General features: G+C 41.1%; 29 protein-coding genes. 1 reads left to right on the top strand and 28 read right to left on the bottom strand.

All coding sequences use genetic code 11. From position 1 onward, the window contains the following. Window positions 1–2: 2 nt before the first annotated feature. From AWH66_RS24825 to AWH66_RS24715, 24 genes are all read right to left on the bottom strand, one after another. On the bottom strand, window positions 3–755 hold the full coding sequence (locus AWH66_RS24825; protein ID WP_063606784.1) for an SDR family oxidoreductase: 753 nt from the start codon (window positions 753–755) through the stop codon (window positions 3–5). Between the two features lie 131 nt (window positions 756–886). Next, complete coding sequence (locus AWH66_RS24820; RefSeq protein ID WP_063606785.1) at window positions 887–1,327, bottom strand: hypothetical protein; 441 nt, start codon at window positions 1,325–1,327, stop codon at window positions 887–889. A 143-nt stretch (window positions 1,328–1,470) separates the two neighbouring features. Then, window positions 1,471–2,181 (bottom strand): HAD family hydrolase, encoded by a 711-nt coding sequence (locus tag AWH66_RS24815; protein WP_063606786.1) that lies wholly within the window; start codon window positions 2,179–2,181, stop codon window positions 1,471–1,473. Window positions 2,182–2,339: 158 nt separating this feature from the next. Next, complete coding sequence (locus AWH66_RS24810; protein ID WP_063606787.1) at window positions 2,340–2,756, bottom strand: GFA family protein; 417 nt, start codon at window positions 2,754–2,756, stop codon at window positions 2,340–2,342. A gap of 32 nt (window positions 2,757–2,788) precedes the next feature. Further along, window positions 2,789–3,418, bottom strand: coding sequence for a DUF1349 domain-containing protein (locus AWH66_RS24805; protein WP_063606788.1), 630 nt, complete (start codon window positions 3,416–3,418; stop codon window positions 2,789–2,791). 50 nt (window positions 3,419–3,468) lie between these two features. Beyond that, on the bottom strand, window positions 3,469–3,996 hold the full coding sequence (locus AWH66_RS24800) for a PH domain-containing protein (RefSeq protein ID WP_063606789.1): 528 nt from the start codon (window positions 3,994–3,996) through the stop codon (window positions 3,469–3,471). A gap of 379 nt (window positions 3,997–4,375) precedes the next feature. Then, a complete protein-coding gene (locus AWH66_RS24795; RefSeq protein WP_063606790.1) occupies window positions 4,376–4,618 on the bottom strand; it encodes a hypothetical protein in 243 nt (80 codons plus the stop codon). Between the two features lie 12 nt (window positions 4,619–4,630). Continuing rightward, window positions 4,631–5,080, bottom strand: a complete 450-nt coding sequence (locus AWH66_RS24790) for a YHS domain-containing (seleno)protein (protein ID WP_063606791.1) — start codon at window positions 5,078–5,080, stop codon at window positions 4,631–4,633. 200 nt (window positions 5,081–5,280) lie between these two features. Beyond that, on the bottom strand, window positions 5,281–5,637 hold the full coding sequence (locus tag AWH66_RS26195; protein WP_063606792.1) for a DUF6404 family protein: 357 nt from the start codon (window positions 5,635–5,637) through the stop codon (window positions 5,281–5,283). Between the two features lie 159 nt (window positions 5,638–5,796). After that, window positions 5,797–6,186, bottom strand: coding sequence for an MAPEG family protein (locus AWH66_RS24780; RefSeq protein WP_063606793.1), 390 nt, complete (start codon window positions 6,184–6,186; stop codon window positions 5,797–5,799). Between the two features lie 46 nt (window positions 6,187–6,232). Next, window positions 6,233–6,616: a hypothetical protein gene (locus tag AWH66_RS24775; protein ID WP_063606794.1), complete on the bottom strand. Its 384-nt coding sequence runs from the start codon at window positions 6,614–6,616 to the stop codon at window positions 6,233–6,235. Between the two features lie 177 nt (window positions 6,617–6,793). After that, a complete protein-coding gene (locus tag AWH66_RS24770; RefSeq protein ID WP_063606795.1) occupies window positions 6,794–7,570 on the bottom strand; it encodes a phosphotransferase family protein in 777 nt (258 codons plus the stop codon). Next, window positions 7,570–8,022 carry a DUF3291 domain-containing protein gene (locus AWH66_RS24765; protein WP_063606796.1) on the bottom strand — a complete coding sequence of 151 codons (453 nt, stop codon included), beginning with the start codon at window positions 8,020–8,022 and terminating at the stop codon, window positions 7,570–7,572. The genes AWH66_RS24770 and AWH66_RS24765 overlap by 1 nt, the downstream gene beginning before the upstream one ends. A 68-nt stretch (window positions 8,023–8,090) precedes the next feature. Continuing rightward, the gene (locus tag AWH66_RS24760; protein WP_083400135.1) at window positions 8,091–8,336 is read right to left on the bottom strand and encodes a Rho-binding antiterminator; all 246 of its coding nucleotides are present in this window, start codon (window positions 8,334–8,336) and stop codon (window positions 8,091–8,093) included. 64 nt (window positions 8,337–8,400) lie between these two features. Continuing rightward, window positions 8,401–8,877 (bottom strand): GNAT family N-acetyltransferase, encoded by a 477-nt coding sequence (locus AWH66_RS24755; protein ID WP_063606798.1) that lies wholly within the window; start codon window positions 8,875–8,877, stop codon window positions 8,401–8,403. Between the two features lie 39 nt (window positions 8,878–8,916). After that, complete coding sequence (locus AWH66_RS24750) at window positions 8,917–9,390, bottom strand: GNAT family N-acetyltransferase (RefSeq protein ID WP_063606799.1); 474 nt, start codon at window positions 9,388–9,390, stop codon at window positions 8,917–8,919. A gap of 71 nt (window positions 9,391–9,461) precedes the next feature. Further along, window positions 9,462–9,827 (bottom strand): hypothetical protein, encoded by a 366-nt coding sequence (locus AWH66_RS24745; protein ID WP_063606800.1) that lies wholly within the window; start codon window positions 9,825–9,827, stop codon window positions 9,462–9,464. A 213-nt stretch (window positions 9,828–10,040) separates the two neighbouring features. Next, window positions 10,041–10,436 carry a GFA family protein gene (locus AWH66_RS24740; protein WP_063606801.1) on the bottom strand — a complete coding sequence of 132 codons (396 nt, stop codon included), beginning with the start codon at window positions 10,434–10,436 and terminating at the stop codon, window positions 10,041–10,043. 122 nt (window positions 10,437–10,558) lie between these two features. Then, a complete protein-coding gene (locus AWH66_RS24735) occupies window positions 10,559–11,503 on the bottom strand; it encodes an RDD family protein (RefSeq protein ID WP_063606802.1) in 945 nt (314 codons plus the stop codon). Between the two features lie 77 nt (window positions 11,504–11,580). Beyond that, window positions 11,581–11,715: a hypothetical protein gene (locus tag AWH66_RS26265; RefSeq protein WP_258182453.1), complete on the bottom strand. Its 135-nt coding sequence runs from the start codon at window positions 11,713–11,715 to the stop codon at window positions 11,581–11,583. A gap of 240 nt (window positions 11,716–11,955) precedes the next feature. Then, window positions 11,956–12,411, bottom strand: coding sequence for a GNAT family N-acetyltransferase (locus AWH66_RS24730; RefSeq protein ID WP_063606803.1), 456 nt, complete (start codon window positions 12,409–12,411; stop codon window positions 11,956–11,958). 145 nt (window positions 12,412–12,556) lie between these two features. After that, complete coding sequence (locus AWH66_RS24725; RefSeq protein WP_063606804.1) at window positions 12,557–13,024, bottom strand: hypothetical protein; 468 nt, start codon at window positions 13,022–13,024, stop codon at window positions 12,557–12,559. Window positions 13,025–13,161: 137 nt separating this feature from the next. Then, complete coding sequence (locus AWH66_RS24720; protein WP_063606805.1) at window positions 13,162–13,536, bottom strand: hypothetical protein; 375 nt, start codon at window positions 13,534–13,536, stop codon at window positions 13,162–13,164. A gap of 115 nt (window positions 13,537–13,651) precedes the next feature. Beyond that, on the bottom strand, window positions 13,652–14,161 hold the full coding sequence (locus AWH66_RS24715) for an RDD family protein (RefSeq protein WP_063606806.1): 510 nt from the start codon (window positions 14,159–14,161) through the stop codon (window positions 13,652–13,654). A gap of 374 nt (window positions 14,162–14,535) precedes the next feature. On the opposite strand from AWH66_RS24715, the gene AWH66_RS24710 reads away from it, so the two are divergent. Beyond that, complete coding sequence (locus tag AWH66_RS24710; RefSeq protein WP_063606807.1) at window positions 14,536–15,330, top strand: nucleotidyltransferase domain-containing protein; 795 nt, start codon at window positions 14,536–14,538, stop codon at window positions 15,328–15,330. A 1,092-nt stretch (window positions 15,331–16,422) separates the two neighbouring features. Here the strand turns inward: AWH66_RS24710 and AWH66_RS24705 are convergent. The 4 genes from AWH66_RS24705 to AWH66_RS24690 all read right to left on the bottom strand — a co-directional run bounded on the left by AWH66_RS24705 (window position 16,423) and on the right by AWH66_RS24690 (window position 18,064). Continuing rightward, window positions 16,423–16,812: a nuclear transport factor 2 family protein gene (locus AWH66_RS24705; RefSeq protein ID WP_063606808.1), complete on the bottom strand. Its 390-nt coding sequence runs from the start codon at window positions 16,810–16,812 to the stop codon at window positions 16,423–16,425. 136 nt (window positions 16,813–16,948) lie between these two features. After that, window positions 16,949–17,356 carry a UPF0158 family protein gene (locus AWH66_RS24700; RefSeq protein WP_063606809.1) on the bottom strand — a complete coding sequence of 136 codons (408 nt, stop codon included), beginning with the start codon at window positions 17,354–17,356 and terminating at the stop codon, window positions 16,949–16,951. 160 nt (window positions 17,357–17,516) lie between these two features. After that, the gene (locus tag AWH66_RS24695) at window positions 17,517–17,819 is read right to left on the bottom strand and encodes a type II toxin-antitoxin system RelE/ParE family toxin (RefSeq protein ID WP_063606810.1); all 303 of its coding nucleotides are present in this window, start codon (window positions 17,817–17,819) and stop codon (window positions 17,517–17,519) included. Then, entirely contained in the window at window positions 17,807–18,064 is a 258-nt protein-coding gene (locus AWH66_RS24690) for a type II toxin-antitoxin system Phd/YefM family antitoxin (RefSeq protein WP_063606811.1), read from the bottom strand. Before AWH66_RS24690 ends, AWH66_RS24695 begins: the two co-directional genes overlap by 13 nt. Window positions 18,065–18,187 lie beyond the last annotated feature (123 nt).

Raw genomic sequence — 18,187 nt, 5'->3', positions numbered from 1 at the left:
CGTTATAAGCCACCAGCTAAATCGAGAAAGTTACCCGTTGAATAGGAGGATTTATCCGATGCAAGCCAATATATCGCTTCTGCCACTTCTTCTGGCTGACCACCTCTACCAAGCGGTAGAACCGATTTGAGCCTATCAACTCTCCCTGGCTCCCCACCATCACTGTGCATATCCGTATATATCAGCCCTGGACGAACGCAGTTCACTCGAATGCCTTCTGAAGCCACTTCCAACGATAGCCCCTTAGTAAGCGTATCAATTGCACCTTTAGACGCTGCATAATCAATATACTCATTAGGCGAGCCTGAGCGCGCAGCTCCAGACGAGACATTTACAATGCAACCACCGCTACCACCATTGCGCGTCGACATCCGCTTTACGGCTTCTCTTGCACACAAAAAATAACCAATGACATTCGTTGTTAGTATGGTGTTGATTCTGTCTGCCGACATATCTTCTAGACGAGTCTGCGGTTTTAAAATACCCGCGTTATTTACCAACACTGATAGGATTCCTAATTCACGATCAACAGTAGAGAATAAGCGCAGAACATCATTCTCATCAGATACATCGGCCTGAACAGTGATACATCGTCCTCCTTGCGCTTGTATACTTTCAGCTAAAGCCAAAGCAGAAACTACGTCAGACCTATAGTTAATACATACCGCATACCCTTTCTTTGCAAAAAGTGTGGCAGTAGCTGCTCCAATCCCTCGGCCCGCACCGGTAATCAATACTGCTTTATTCTTATCCATACGACTAAATCCCGACTTTATGTATCTTGGTATCCATTACCTTAACACATCAAAGAAATAGTACGTGGGCACATCACCAAGCACAGCAACACAAATGAGTCGTAGCAGTGTTAACCTATCATTCCACAAGTCTAGTGAGTTCGCGATATTCTTGCATAAGCTCCTACTCCAAAACATATTCCTATCGCAGAACATATTATCGACGTAACAACTAAAAAGTCCATATTGGCCGCCAGCTCTTGCAAATATGAAGAGTCCAGAACAAGCACTGCAGGTATGAACAAAACACCTCTTGCTAAAAACACACAACTGATAAGTACAAGTATCAAATTAGTAAAAGGAAGCGGAGAAACAACCTTGATACCAGAAAAGGCATAGGCAGATAGGACAGCAAGCAATAACGCAATAGTGCCCGTTAGCAACGCAGGATACCAGTGCCCGAGTTCGCTCATCTGAGCCATCTGTTCACCAGCACCGAAAAAACGATACCAAGAGGCGCCACCGAAAATAATCAAGATATGAGTAACTGATGCTAACGCCGTTAGCCAACCCGCGACACGAAGTGCAATCATTTCAAATTCAGCCCGTTGTAATTAACTGAAGTTAAACTAACGCTATAGGAGCATTAAGAAAATGCCCAATTAGAAATGATGGGCATTTCACCGAAGGTTATGGCCGATTACACCAAGTGCGTCGAAGTTTCTTTCTAAGACCGTTACACATATTTCCCAATTATTTGAAGTAGATCTTCTACTTTATGGGCAACATAATCGGGCTTGGTTACCCACCCCTCTGGCTCTGAACGACTGTAAGCTGCTGCAACTGAGATGACCTTAGCACCTGTTCCTAGTTCTCTTTGCAAGTTACGAGCAAACTGCGTATCTGCTTCATGATCGCCAATGTACATCAGCAATTGATCGTTTTTGCTTCCCAAAATGGACTCTACACATTTGATGCCGCCAAAAGGATTTGGCTTTTGGTTTCCATCAGGTACATCGTCATAACCGACAACCGACTTAAATGGCGAATTGATCCCGTGATTTTCCAGCACACGACGAATGTTGTTTTGAGAGTTCTGAGAGCAGATGCCATGGGGAATATTAGAGAATTGCTCGATAACACCCTGAATGCCTTTAAATAGAGAAACTTCAGTTTGGTTTTTCTCCTGATGCTCAGCCCACATTCCGCCTGCTACTAGCATTTCTTCGTGTGTTAATCCATAGTAGTCAACATATAGCTCTTGCCAATTCTTAGCACCGTGGTTCGCTTCATGGTACAAGTCTTCACTAAGCAAGTATTTCGGTAAATTTTCGTTTGATAAGTGTGGTGCGACTATCGATAAAATGGTTTTGGTAATATCAATATTCTTTGGCACAGAGTTAACCAACGTGCCATCATAATCCCAAAGTATTGCGTCTAACTTCATTATATTCAAATCACCTAATTCTTAATTTTATCAGAAGGTTAGTTAGTTTCATCGCTCTACTTTAATGGTTTCTATATTGATGATTGTGATGTATCGCAATAAAAGACAGATTGATACGCAGTGTTACCCATATCTTCCTCGTCAACGCTTCAAATACACTAATGTTCTTCTGTCATAAAGCCAGGATATTCTGGAGCGTCTACTCCTTTACGAAACCATTCCGCTTTTTCCGAACAAAAAATCTGAGCATTGGGTGACATAGAGAGTGCCGTATCCAAACAGCCCACTGGAACAACCAAATCCTTCCCGTTCTGCGAATTATGAGGTAAACCAGAGCCGCAACGTGAACAAAATACTTTGGTAAACACTCCACCCGGATGGTCAAATCGAACAGTCAGTTCTTCACCTTTAGTCCAAACTATGTTGTTTTTATTGGTAATCGCATTTGAAGCGTGCGAAGAACCCGTCACCCTGCGGCATTGCTCGCAATGGCAAAAGTAAAAGTTCTCAAAGCTGTCTTGAACTTCAAATCTCACAGAACCACATAAACAGCTACCAGTAACTGTCTTTGTCATAACATCTCCTTATGTTAGCTTTTCCAATTCCCTTAAACAGCGTGAGCTAACCACTTGCATGGTTCTAAATTCAGTTCAGTGAATCTCGCGGTAAATGAAGACTGCAAAGGACTACAAGCATAAACACCAAATGTCACTGGGGTTTGGGCAGGTAATGGGGGATTTGATTTCCCCATGTCAGCCGTCGTCTCACCCAATTGATGAAGATGGAAAATCCGCATTTGCTTAAAGGTTTGTCCATCAAACGACGCCTCAATGAGAAAGTCAGGACCACGACGACTTAGGCGATACCAAATCTCGTTTGGCAATGGAATATCGGTGGTTGCCCAGTCAGAGTAACCTAAGTTTGTCACAACACTGCCTAGCCTAGAATACTCTTCATTCTCATACTCAATCGAGGCTTTAAACCAATTTTCGCTGTCTAGATAAATGATTAAGCCGCATTGATCGAACTGGGCTTGGTAGTCGAATTGTACTTTCGTAGTGAAGGTAAAATTCTCGCTTGTCTCAAGCTGTAATGCTGGCGCGTTATCATTTCTGAAGCCATAGTAAGACCGCTGCCACAAATCCGTCTCAGGATCTGTGGTTATTGATACAATCCCTTTAGTTACCTCACTGTTCCTCGGTTCATGTAACCATTTCGCTGACGTAAAATCTACCATCGTTAAGTTCTACTGCTTACTTGTTGTAGCCCCTATCATACCAATAAGCATCAGCGTTTCTGAGCGCTACGTATAATACTGAAAACATATTTGGGGTCTTTAATTAAATCTAACTTGGGTACACCTTTTGGTGCGCCTGATAGAGTCGTTCCACGTTGTGTCGCACTTTGCGAGCCCAGTAAAATCGTTCCTAATCCATCAGAACGCTCCGACAAACTGACCTCAGGAAGCGCGTGGATATTCAATGAGGTGATATTCCTCTGTACAAAGCCATCAACTATGATGATTCTCTCGTTGGTTATTCCATAAAATGTCTTCTTTCTTTGAGAGGAGTCCCAGAAAAAACGACCAAGTACAAAGTTCAAACCAATAACGACAAATACCCCACCAAACAGTAAAAAGAAAACTGATGCCCCCGAATTAAACGCAGTAAACTCCCAAAAAATCGCAAAACCACACCAAAACAAACTGAACGGAACCAGAAACAGGTCAGTGCGCCGAAATACGATCCCCTGCTTTGGCTGTCCTGACCAAATCAACTTCTCTCTTGGCTCAAGTGCTTGTTGAATAATGTGCATACTTCTTTCCTTGGGTATTAATAAAACCGCCAGTTCTCTTTTTCTAGTATTGTTCTTAGCAGTGCTTTCCGTTGTAGCCTTATCGTCTATCAGTTAGAACGTCACTTTCAAGTAATAATTATTTATATAGCAGCGTTTAATTTGGTTAATATTTATTTCCACCTACTGAGAATCTGACAAGTACAAGATGCAAGTATCAGAATGGTTTCAAAGAGAAGAGTAGCAATCCTTGAGCAGGGCTGTGAGAGTCAAGGCTTGAGATTTCAATCCAATCCAAGATATCAGCATGTTTAGTCGATGAAGGGCAGGTTCTGATATTCACTACCCCATGCCGATTCATTATGAAAGACGAAAAGACCAACGATTTTCCGTCATTTACTTACTTTGAACGATGATAGCCTAGTGTTATAAATGGTCCTAACAGTATGTTCAGTTTCTTTAAGAAACCTTGGTGCTCACTTTTGTAAATAGCCTCAGCTTCCCCTGCCGATTCTGCGGTTATGACCAACGATTGTTCTACAAAACCTTGCTTGATTAATTGAGTAGACTCTTCTTTGAACGTTGCTGACTCCATGCAAAGGTAAGTGTAACTGTCATCCTTGTTATAAAACTTAAAATCCATTTTTACCTCAATTTAATTCTTAAGTAATTCTGGCCAATTTAAATCAGCTTTTCGTACATTCCCGCTAATATCCTTTTGCCAATTTTTTTGAACTGACTCGCTATAGTTCAAATACAACTTATTCTCGAAAATATACCAAGCATTAGGATCGATGCTAGCCGTATAGCCTTGACTTACAGCCCACGCGCAGTATCCACCATATTGAGGCGCATAAGCTGTTGGGTTAGAAACAAACTGCTGCCGGTTTTCCTGTGTCGAAAAGTACCATTTAGCGCCATTCCACTCATACGTAATATCACTCTCACCTTTTAGTGGTTTACCTACTGTAAAGTAAGCAACCGGATCATAGCCTTTTATCGCTTTACCAAAAAAATCACTATAGATGGGTTCCAGTGCATAAACATAAGTCCACGAACTTAGCCACATCAGTATTATCGAAAACAATCTTGCTGAGTATTTCATAACGCACCCTCCTCTATCACCATAGATAAAGAACTGAGAAAGAAGCGAAAGATTTCATTCACTCGATAATTTAAAAGTATTAATCCGTCAAACTCAGCCTAGGGAAATAAAGTATCAAATACCTGCAACCATTAAGAGGTTCCTAAAACAAAATGAATGTAGCCCATTTTGCTCTCCGAAAGGGTTTATACTTCATTCCATTACACGTAATTCCTCACACACCACTCCTTCCAATCTTTGCACCCTAAATTCGCCTGGCTTTTATGTGCTCTGTACGCTGTAAGCATCCCCATAAACAGACCAAATAAACAGGATGATAAGAGATAGCTTATCCATCGCTCAGGTTCTCTATGCCAAAGCATTAACCACATAAGCGCTCCCCAAACTAACCCTAGTAACACGCCATGTCGCAATACTATTCTGAGAGGAGACTGAAAGACTAGAGGTGTATCCGATAAAGATTGGCAGCGTGCCCAAACAAAAGGACTTGGCTTGGTTAAATCTTTCGGTACCCCTTTTTCGATAAGATGCAATTGAATGAACTCAAACTTTGACATGTCGGCCTCTTCTTGTTGCTTAGTACATTATGAGGCCTATTTGGTGAGGATTACGCTAACCGCTCGTATACTTCGACACACTTCAAATTCATCGGACTAAACCGCATCCCATTTTAAGTTGCACTAAACGAAGAAATGAGCCTTATAAAGAACCTGCCATCAACTAGGCATACTCTGCAACATAATGGCAAAAGAGCAACCTATTGCAACAGCCCAAGATAAAGAACGTAACGTAGCTTTGTTGAGCAAGTAAAGAATGTTGTAAATAACGCGAAACACGATGTGCACTACTGCTAAAAACTGTACGGTCTCATTAATGGTTCCCGTCGCAATGGCCAGCAATATCGCTATGGCAAACACAATCAAAGATTCGAAAGCATTTTGGTGTGCCGCTAAAGCACGCTCGCCAAATCCTTTGAGTTTTGCTTGCTGTTCTCTGGGATTTTTATTGTCGTAACCTCCTGCTCTATGCATTGCGACTGCAAGAGGCATTTTCGCTAGATAAGGTAGTAGTGCCGCAATAACTAAACAAAGTACTAATGTCGTCAAGTTCTAATCCTTGTGAAGGTTGTCCTAAAGCCCTTTATGGGACCTATCATGTGCATTTATTCAACATAAAGTGCCAGTCTTCTTCTGATATCCAAGACTGGAACACCCTCTTTCTATGGTAACCAGTCTGGGTTAGAGAAGTCACTCTTATGTAGGGTTTGCCCAACAGTGATTTTTGATACCTTAATGCCGCAGGTATATCGTAAAGGTAAACCTCTTCATTATCAGCAGTCAGGTGACTTTCATTGTTTCTGATCGTGAGTAAAGCCTGAAACACCGCACCAAATAAGGCACTTGCATATGCCATAGCACTTTGTTCATTTGAGAATACAAAGTGAACAACTAATACTGCCGTAAGCCCTCCCACTAACGAAGATAGGCCTATTTTCCACGCTCGATGTAACCCAACAAATTTGATTGTACGTTTCATAGAACTTTCCTCCTAATTGCCATGTTCTATGAATCGCCCACTGATAGGCAGATTGCTGGCTACTATTGCGACTAGAATCACTTCTGCATATTCACGTAGAGTGTTGGTAATCTACTTTAGTGACAGTAGAACTCACATTAAAAGTACTAGAACAAGCCTACTTAATCGGCTTATCCATTACAACGATGTCACCACCTTTTGGCACCACACAGGAAGGTTACCATTAAACCAGTTGATGTATTTCTGAGCCTCGTGGTTTCGACGACAAATCAAGAGATTAGTCACCTCAATCACTATCCAAGCTTTCGCTATTACTAAATGCTTTTCTAGCATTTCTGCGGAAATAGAAGGATTGTAGATTAAGTATTTATCTATGACTGAACGATAGTCTGAGCGCGTACCCAACCCTTTAACTAGTGGCGCAAGATCGATAGCAGGGCTACCGAAACCAAATCGCTCCCAATCGAAGAGAACAAGCTCACCATTATCCCTTCTCCCCCAATTGCCATCATTAGTGTCGCCAGATACTAATCCACGATACTCAAATAACTCTGAAGACAAAGTCTGGATAGTTAAAAGTACATCTTGTGTTTCATTAGGAAGTGACAAAGCTCGAAAAGCAAACTCTGTATCCTGTAACGACCAAGCATGCTGTTTTACCTCAAATGTAGGAATATATGGGGATTGATGAATGTGCGACAACTGCTCAAAAGTACCACTAGATTGCTGTAATTCCTCTAAAGTTACTTTATTTGGTACTAGCTCAATAAATAAATCGTTGCCATCTACGTTAATTAGTTGTGGCGTCTGCACATTTTTAAGTTCCGGTGCAGCATATTGATAGAAGCCAACTTCCACGGAGGACGCATTCCGTTTATTGATATAGGACCTTCCCTCGTCTTCACAAAGGATAACTTGAGCGTTTCCCATCTTCGATAAATCTTGCGACTTCATTACTTAGCCTTAATATCGAGCGGCGTATAATTAGTCTTGAACGTAAACGCATAGGGACTATCCCCATTAGCTCTTAAATACTCTAATCGTTCCAAAGCTTCTTCTGTTGATGGTATGTGGTGGTCTTCAATCCACCATAACATGTAGGTATCCTCAGCAAGTCGATGAAACCATTCACCTTTACGGCGCATAAAATCTCTATGGTGTGTTCTAAACATAAAGTTTTTAAGCGAATCTACCGATTCCCAAACAGACATATTTACTATCATATTGGGGTCATCGAAGAGTTGTATACTGGTCGCATCACCGCTGTCATCTTTTAGACGCCAAATAAAGCCTTCACTTTCTTCAGCAATGCCATTGACCAAGTCCAAGTTATCAACGAACTCCTTAATCTCAGGAGCATCGAGCGGATATTTTGCTAATGCGATATTTAGTTGTGCCAGTTTCATAAATTCCTTTCCTTGGAATGCTTACGGTTAATAGCTAACACCATTCTTTTCCCATTGATGTTCAAACATCATTTAAAGATGACTTCAGAAAAATGTGGGTTATCTACCAATACCTCTAACTTATTGATTTCATCCAATATAACAAGAATTTCTGTTTCCTTAACATTTAGCTTCAGACATTCATTGTTACTCTCGTCTCGCGCTGTATCCAATGCAATACCTTCTAGTGGCTGACCCACTTTCATCGTTAATTTAACCGGATAACGATACATACACGCTATTTCAATATAATCGTAGTCACTGCAACTTATCATTCGTTAACCTCAAAACTGCTGACCCACTAAATAACTCTTGGCATATATTGCTAGAAAGAGATTTTCAAAGTCTCTTCTCCATTCGAAGCAGCTCCCAAACCACCCCATCATAGGACCTGGTCCCTGTTTCACGAGACGTGACCTCAAAGCCTAACGCTTCATAGCAACGTCTCGCAACTCGATTGTGCTCAAAAACCGCGAGTGACAACTGCGTCGCAAAGTAGCGCGTTCGAGATAATTCGATTAACTGCGTTAGCATGATTTTGGAGATCCCCTGACCTCGAAAGTTATTCGACACAAACACACGACAAATACGGAAACTTGACTCTGTGATTCTAAACAATTCAACGTAGCCAACACGTTGACTACCGGATGCAAGAATAAAAGGAAGGACTTCGGGTTTAGCGCAGTGGCTGCTGAGTTGATGGTGGTCTAATGGAAAGGCGAAATTTGGCCCTCCCCATTGATAATTCAGTTTTTCTGAGTCAATCCAGTCGATGAGCGTATCGTAATCTGCGTTGTCGAATACTCTAAGTTTCATGGTTCTCTCACTAATTGGATCTCGCATTAAGTGCATAGACTAAAGCACTTTTTCGTAGCATTGCTCTCGTTGCATTGCGCCCCATAACTCACGTTCTATTTCCTCAACCATACTGAATCCATATTTAATATAAAGCGATTTTGAGACTGCAAGTCCGGCTACCGTCCATAACACTACCTTGGAGTAACCAGTGTCAAGACAGAAATCCAGCGCTTGCTCCATAAGCGCTTTGCCCACTCCTTTCCCTCGTGCAACAGGGTCAATAGAAAACCACCTGAGCTGTGCTTCGAACTCAGAAAGCTCGCAAATACAAATTGTCCCGACAAGCTTATTACCAAGCCTGACAAGCCAAATTCTTTCTCGATCATTGTTTCGCTTAGCAAACTGCGCTAGTGGTTCAGCAACATAAGCTTCAAATGTCACGTCATATCCATATTCATTCGAATACAATAGCCCGTGCTGCTTTATAATCTGCCCAATATCACCAGGCCTTAAAGTATTTGATATTTCCATTATTCTCCATTCCATAAGAAAAGGTCGACAAACGCGACGAGGCGGTATTAACCACACGGCCACTAGTAGTGCTATGAACTAAGCTTTAGAAATACGCCCTCCTCCCTTAATTGAGCACGTAAGTCTAACAACTGAATATTAGCCGATATCACTGATAATAGATTTCCAACCGCTAGTCCGAGCATAAGACCAGCGGCGTACCCCGCCCAAATCTCCAAGTTCGGTTGATAAAACATACTAACGGCCTGACAAAAGAAAACCAGACTGATTAAATAGTGACGAAGTTCCCCGCAGTTCACTTTATAAGTATTAGTCGCATAGTCGTAGCTGATTTTGACTTGTGAACTTAAGCCGCCCAACTTGATGTACATTCTAGTTTTGCCACTCTCATAAGAAATATCATTTAACTCCAGCACTTTTTCGATACGTTCTAGCATATTTTATTCCCTTTGAGCTTATTCAGAACCTATCAAGATTATTACTCACCAGGATCATATTCAGGGCGAGAAGGCTATTTCACGAGAGACTTCAAAATCAGAGTTGGTTTCAGTGCTATTTGTTATGAACAAGGCTTGGAGCAGAGGCAACTATAACTATCTAATAGTCTGTAATAGCTGTGTAACCAAATGAACAATGACAGACTCAAAAAACTATCTGTCTGCTGGGTGGTTGACCCCATCATTTGTCACTACATCACCCAGTTCAAACGGGTTAACTCCTTGCAAACATCCGACGTTGTATCCGTATTCAGTTGGGTCGGAACGTCTTTGGTGATGAGTGTAAATGCCACAGTTCGAGCAAAAGTAGTGTTTGGCTGTATGCGTATTGAACTGATATAGCTTTAAGTATTCCTGCCCTTTCAAGATACGAATGCCGTCTAGTTTCACTGATGCAATGATCGCTCCACGACGACGGCACATTGAACAGTCGCAACGTCGAGGCTTATCTATTCCATTTGGTAAGTGCAGCTCAAACTCTAAAGAACCACAATGACATGTGGCTAGATGGTAAGTCTTAATTAGGGTGTCACCGACTAACTTGGTCATTCGCTTTCCTCCTGTTTGCTAAAGCGGTTTTACGCGACAAATAATAGCTCGTGAAAAAACAAGGCGAAGTAGATCCGAGCAAGCTGTCGCGTGCCCGACTCTAAACCCATGTTAGATTAACATTACTCCAAACCTATTAAATCTTTCGGGTTAAACTGGTAATTGTATCTATTCCATTTTGATGCAATACCAATGTCATAACCGTAGGCAAGGGTTACCTGAATTAAGTCTTTGCTTAGTGATTCTGGATAAGTCTTAATTATTGCCTGCGCTAATTGCTTTGCAGTTTTGGCATCATCAACATTGTCTTTATAAAGGAAAGCCTGAATATTCACATACGTAGTTGTTCTACTATCTGAATCAGATGAGGTAACCGTACTTGAACCTGTTGTTACCTCTGCATATCTTACCGATTCCTTGCTGATTATCGCTTCCTGAGTTACTAGCAGGCCTTTAAAAGGTTCTGATTTAAATAAGCTAGAATTATATGCCGGCACAAGCGCTGCAACGATGAATAAAACAGCCACTACCCCTAAGTGAGGTTTCCAAACTGAAGGGAGTTCTTGACGATTGGCCTGTGCATTTACGACGTAAGTACCTACCACAAGGTCATGTAATGACTGTCGAGTTACACGATTAAAAACGTATAAGTAAGAAATCGAAAGTAAGCCACCAAGAGTAATCAACGATAAGGGGTACATTAAATATGAAAGAGATAGTTCATTCGGAATCTGTGCTCCATTCAGTGAAAATGGAATCGCCAGAAAGCTATACCTCGTAAAGGACTTAGGCAGACTAATTGTTGAATTGGATGAATCTACAACTCTGATGTTTAGTGCTTTTTTACCAATTGTTTGACCATTTGATACAGAGCTATTCATAACTCCAAAATATGTAATTGAAACGGCAAAACCAATTAAGCTACCCCACCCGCCAAGTTGGGCGAAGGTATCTTCAAGAAACAAACCTATAACAGACCCAAAAACACCTAGTATTAGAGAGTCGATAACCAAGGCTCCGATTCTTCTCCAAAAGCCACAAATCCATTTATCTTGTACGTCTTCCAAAATTCAATCCCTAATACAACGTTTAAAAACAATCTAATGCCTTGTTATGCGCGTTTAATTCCTATACTAAGCAAATATTATTTATTGTTTTCCTTACCCTGAAAATACTCTTCATACTTTCTGGCAATCCATTGATGAATGTGAAATCCAGTTTTGCGAACCAGATACCAATCTACAGCAGCTAAAATAACCAAACCAATTATCGTTCCCATAGAAAACTCTCCATAAACATCGTGTGTAATTTCATAAAATAGTTAACAACACTGTGAACCTAAACAAGCTATTAATGCTAGTTCTGGTTTTCCCTAACTTTGCACAATACTGATGCATCACGTCCGACGGTTTGGCTGCCAATAGGCGGAACTTGAACAGACCACCGTAATCCTTAGCTTAACTTAAGCCCAAGTAGAAGAGCGTTACGAACCTGCTTGAACTCATTATTTTCAGACTGCCTACAACACGAGTTTAAACCCTTCATGTGTTGCTTTGAATCCAAGTTTTTCATAGAACCTGATTGCGTCAGGGCGCTGCTTGTCACTCGTTAACTGAACGATTGTACAGCCTTTGTTTCTTGCCAGTTCGATAGCATGTGCGAACATTTGCTCATCGAAGCCTTGTCCACGAAAGTCGCTATGGATTCGAACTCCTTCGATAAGACAACGCCAACTACCAATATGCGTCAGGTATGGAATAAAGGTAATTTGAAGCATTCCAACTAGAGAGTTTTCCTGTTCAACAACAAGCAATTGGTTGTTTGGATCTCGTACAATTGCTTCGAACGCTTCAAGATACCCACTATTCAACGGAATAGAGGTATCCTCTCTTTGACTACCAAGTGAGTCGTTTGAAAGCAAAGCAACAAGACTTTCTAAGTCTTCAAGAGTAGCTGAACGATATTTTAATCCCATTGAGGGTTCCTTTTTACTTTTGACTACTAACACCCTGCTAAAAGCAACAGTTTACCACCTCCGCACTCAAGCAAAGCCAACGTCTTCTTTAAACTCAACCAAACCAACGCCCGTTGGCTATCTACTTGAATAATTCATTCTGTTTCTAGTCGTCAATTTTGCTCTTTCTCCAAAGGGAAAGTACAAGCATGAGAGTGAATAGCAGCATAAAAGGCAGGTTAATGAGCGCCCCAGGGGCATCACCTGAAGTTTCTATTGGTTTATGGGCACCTATGTAAAACGCTCTCATTCCATATTCAATGACACCAAGAAAATACATAAGAGGGATTAGTGCTTTGTATCGTAAACAAACCACTAGATATATAAAACCTATGATTAATTGAGATAAACCCCAAAGTGCAAATATACCGATTACTGTAGATGATGCTTCTGAAGAGTAAGTATCAAGGGGAATGGTCGCAATTGACTGCGCCCCACCATCTGCTGCAAACAAGTGATGCTGGCTACGCCACAACGTAATAGCAGTCAATATAGAGAAAAACCAAAGTGCAACCTTATTACCAACATAGGTATTGTCGGCCTGTTTGGGTATCAACAATCTAAAATCCAACATGTTACATCCTATGATTAGTAAATTGATTGAAGCATAATGCTATACCACAACACTTAAAATTTGTGCCCTAAACTCTGAAGCAAAATGGAACGAAAGTGGCCAAGCATTAGAAGTCCCAGTTAAGCGACTTGTTGTACTTATATTCGGCTAACCTTTACATTGGCGAGCCTAACTATCCTTTGAATTGGCTGCATTTGTATCTCTCTTATAATCAGGCAAATGTAGCCAGCGATAATCAAAGGAACACCAACAGTCACTAGTCCCCAGTTATATACATCAAAGTTTTTCTGCTCGAGAAACCCTATATACAATGAAGATAAGATACTTGATAAGAGTCCCGTATTGATGATTAGCATTAAGACTGTGTTGTTAGTAAAAACATAGGTGTTTGAGTATGTACTTTTCCTAATCCCAGCCTTTCCTGACAGACCACCTAGTTTAACTTGCAGCATGGAATCACTTCCTGTGACTTCGTAACCTTGAGCGACTAGCTCATCTACAATCGGTTCCATTTTGTATTTCCATTGAATTAAAGTATAACGCCTAATTAACGTACGAGCAGCCCTGACACTTAACTCAACCCTAAGTGAGAGTGCTAAGCGATACGAATCACTGTTGAATTGTTTGTTAGGTTTGTCTCACCACCACCGAACCAGCTATATAGTCATGTACCGCTCGTCTTTTTTCATTAAATAGCATTGATACACTTTCCAAAACTACCCAACTAATCATAATCAAGCTCACAATGATAAATACTGAACCTTGATCCAAGCTATCCCAAGTCTTTCCGAAAAATGCCAACTGAGCATAAACATATACAGTGAAGGGAAGCATTATGATAGGGACAATATCACGCATACACGACTGCTTAACGGTTATGTTGCGACTTTCTGATACGTCGACGACCTTAACCTTCATAACCATTTTGCCAATGGTTTGACCGTATTTTGCATGCAAAACAACGTAATATGAAATACCTAATATCGCACTGACGACGCCCCAAAGGAAAACCCCTACCGAACCAATAGCCCCAGATAATATATATTCATCAATCCATTGCAGTGGTAAGAAAACTAGCCCGTCGATAATAACGGCGAACAAGCGCCTCCAAAAGTTTGAGTATTTATTGGCGTACATAATTAGCCCCTGAATATATAGCAGTTATTTGATGCTAAAATGTACACCACTCCGCAACCATTAAAGTACGGTAAAGGGGGTTTTGCGAGGCACGATAAGAAACAAGGTCTACCAATAATTGTTTGGCTCAAAAAAGCTAACGCCTTGCTCAGTTACAGCTAACACCATGAAACCCAAACAAAGCCACCGTAATCACATAAGCCCAAGTTGACACAAAAAGTGCCAAGCGTTACGAATCTACATGAAGCGTTTGTTATACCAAATTTTATTGCACTGAAACTCTTTTTAAACGACACTGTAATGCTGCGTTGATTTTACCGCACTAACTACGCCCATTACGTAGTTTAACTATCCGTTATGTTCAAAGGTAAAATATGGAATATCCAAAATCTCTCCCCGAAACTCATAAACAGCTTTTAGACAGAATTGTTCGTAAAATCCAGCAAGACCCTAGAATCGTTGGAATCGGAGCAAGTGGCTCATATGCTACAGACACGTTAGATAAATTCAGCGATCTGGATTTAGTTATTGCTGTTAAGCCCGAACAATTTGAATCTGTAATGGATGATCGCTTTGCTATTGTTGATAGTATTGAAGGCAAGGTCGCCGCTTTTACTGGTGAACATGTCGGGGAACCGAGGCTAATCATTGCACTCTATGCTCCAAACGCTATCCATGTTGATTTTAAATTCGTATCCCTACCTGACGCAGCGATCCGTGTTGATGATACGAAAGTGCTTTGGGAGCAGGATACTTTACTCACTGACACCTTTGAGACTGCAGAATCTAAGTACCCCCAACCTACCCCACAATGGATTGAAGATCGTTTTTGGATCTGGACACATTACGCTACCAGTAAAATTGCACGAGGCGAGTATTTTGAAGCTCTCGAATTTTTGTCATTTATTCGCACCGTTGTTCTTTCGCCACTAGCACTTAAACAAGCTAACCGGACACCTTCAGGTGTTCGAAGAATCGAGACTCGCCTTCCTGCGTTTAGCAAGAAGCTTGAACGAACAGTAGCAAAACCAAACAAGCTTGAGTTAACACTTGCAGTTAAACAATGTATTGCTCTTTACCTAGAACTAAGAGAGCACGAAGTCATTGAAAAAAACATTGATGCACAAAAAGTGTGCATTCAATACTTTGAAAATGAGATTCATCAGTAAAGCTTCGAGGGGCATTGACTTGCCCCATTTTAGCCAGACTTACCAATTTGGTATAACGACCTGTGAAGATGTGAACAACACAGTCACGATACTTAACTTTTACACCGTAACCACTAAAGCCAACTCATACGAAAAGTGCCAAGCGTCGCGAACCATATTTGAACGGTTTGTTATAACTACGCTTTTCTGATTGGCTGACATATATAAAACAAGAAACTACACAGCAAGGCTATCCCTGATGCACTTAACGCATTAAATTCACAATAATTTATTAAAGAGGACGTCCCAAAAGCCGCCACAAAAAATGTTCCAAAATAATACAATCTGAACGGTAACAACTTCTGCGAACACTTTTTGCAAATTACTGGTTTATCAGGGGTGAAATTGAGCTTTTCCCTAACAGTCAATGACGCTGAGCAGTTTCGACACTTGAACATGTTTGTTCCTAGCTTGTTAGTGTATAAAGAACAAACTAGCCATAGTGACCCTCCCTTGCAAAACTGCAAAAATATAATTCGAGGGAGATCATGCTGCCAAGTAGTTATAACGCCCAATTAAGTTGTGATCAACTTGGATTGCTTGTTCTATCAGTAGGCACCGCGATATTCCAACGCTGCATACGATTAGACTATGTCTAAAGAGGCCTCATTTATTATGTTTTTTGCCACTTGAATACTCGGCATACTTTTTGGAAATGAGTTGATGTATATGAAGTCCTGTTTTACGAACAAGATACCAATCTATTGCAGCTAAAATGACCAAGCCTATTATAGTTCCCATCTAAAACCCTCCTTGCATATCGAATCATAACTCTATCAAAACACTGATAAGTTAGATAAGACAGAACGCAATTTTTGTTGGGTTACAATGGTTTTCAGAGAAGTTTGGAGTTTATTAAGAGATAAAACCCAATTTCTGGGAAAGATGCTAGGACAGATAAAAAGTGATATTTGTTAAATACGTAAAGTGTTCATTCTTACAAGTTTGAGAAAGAGCATAACGCCTTACTAAGTGACGCTTACGATTAACTCTACCAAGCTCCCTTAACTTCAAACCAAAGTCGCCGAACGTCGCGTCCACTTTAGTAATTTGTTAGGTGCCCTTGCGCGATACCTTTATCTCCAATACTTCACATGGCGTACCTTGATGATATTTAAGCTGCCAAAATTCTCCGACAAGAACCCAAATGGAGCTGCGCTTTGTGAAGTTTCTAGCTTGACCACTGTCATCGATTAACGCGCTTTCATAGGTCAACAGTTGAACCGTTGGTTCTAATGCGACACATTCATAATTCTGGGAGTGTACCTGTACGTTTGATGGTTTCTCCGTTTCCATCATTCGAACAATTGATTTGAAGTCGTAGCTATTGCCTGATCTACCAACTTCTCTAAAGTCTGGATGGATAAGTCGCTCAATTTCTACTTTATCTTGTCGGACTTCGAATTGGTGCAACGCAATTTCTTGTTCGATTATTACTTCCATTTATTCTCCGAAATCGATAAGGCAACTAACGCCTTACTAAGTGGCGTTTACGACTAACTTTGCCAAGTTCTCATAACTTCAAGCCATAATCGCCGAACGTTACGCGCCCACTTAAGTAATTTGTTATGTGCTAGCTCTAATACTTGATATTGTTATCGTCACACCAATCTTTAAGAGCCTGATGCATTGCTAAACTTTGAAACTCATACCATTGTTCCAGTGCACCGATTTGCTCAATGTGCGTTCGAAACTTTGAGAACGCACCTTTGCGACTAAAGTACTGAGAAACGATCTCATATTCGTCAGGGTACTTAGTAGAAATAAAGTCTAGTGCTGTAGATCGCCCTAACCCAAGATCTTGTTTACTTGGCAGACAACAGTACTGTTCGTTTGAATAGAGGTCTTCTGGTAGGTCTTCCTCGACTCCATCACCCACGTAATAGATTTTCCCTGAAACAGTATCAAAATATGCCTCTGCGCCAAAACTAGGGTCGCCGGAGACAAACTCTACCGCAAGCTCCAATTCATCAAAGTTGATATTCATTTGTACTCCCAGCTCACTTAAGCACATAACGCCTTGCTAAGTTGCAGATAACGAACACAATACCCGAGCAAATCCACGTAATCACTGAACTCAACCAAACCGAAAGTGCCGAGCGTTAGCTGTCTGCTTGAGCAATTTGTTAGCCGCTCATTCCCAACAGTTATTGCTTACTCAGTAGGAACTTGCGTAAATCCCGCTCGGCACGCATGACAAACAGAATAAATACTTTGTCACTGTCTTGCTTATAGAAGACACGACAGGGGTTAACGACAACTTCACGATAACTCAAATGTTTTAGTTCGGGTGGAATACGACCAGATTCTGGGAAAGTTTGTAAGCGCTCGACTTTGGAGAAGATCGTTTGTACTAACTGCTTTGCCGCAACTGTGTTTTCAATTGCAATGTATTCAGCGATATCGTTAAGGTCAGATAACGCTGGCTCAGTCCAGATTATTTCAGCCATTTTGACATTTTATCCTTGGCTTCATCATGGCTTATAATTTTATCGTCAGCTATTGCACGTTCACCTCGTGCAATACCCTCAAGAATAGCCAAGCGATTTTGCATAAACTCGTAATCATCAACATCAACTAGATACGCGGATGGCTTACCATGCTCGGTAATCAACACAGGTTCTTTGCTATCGTGGAGATCGGCGAGGATCTTAGTTGCTTGACGTTTAAGTGATGTAACTAGTTCTACTTTCATAAGAGCTGCTCCAAAGGAATACTAAAGTGATACTATTCTATCACTTTGACTATAGCAAGCTCCATGACGGCTAACGCCGCATTAAGGTGATGAGATGGTCTCCCCCTACCACTTCACATGTCT

Source organism: Vibrio barjaei (assembly GCF_001639065.2).
GTDB lineage: Bacteria > Pseudomonadota > Gammaproteobacteria > Enterobacterales > Vibrionaceae > Vibrio > Vibrio barjaei.
Note: the sequence above shows the minus strand (reverse complement) of the source record. Positions and strands in the feature narration are given on the sequence as shown.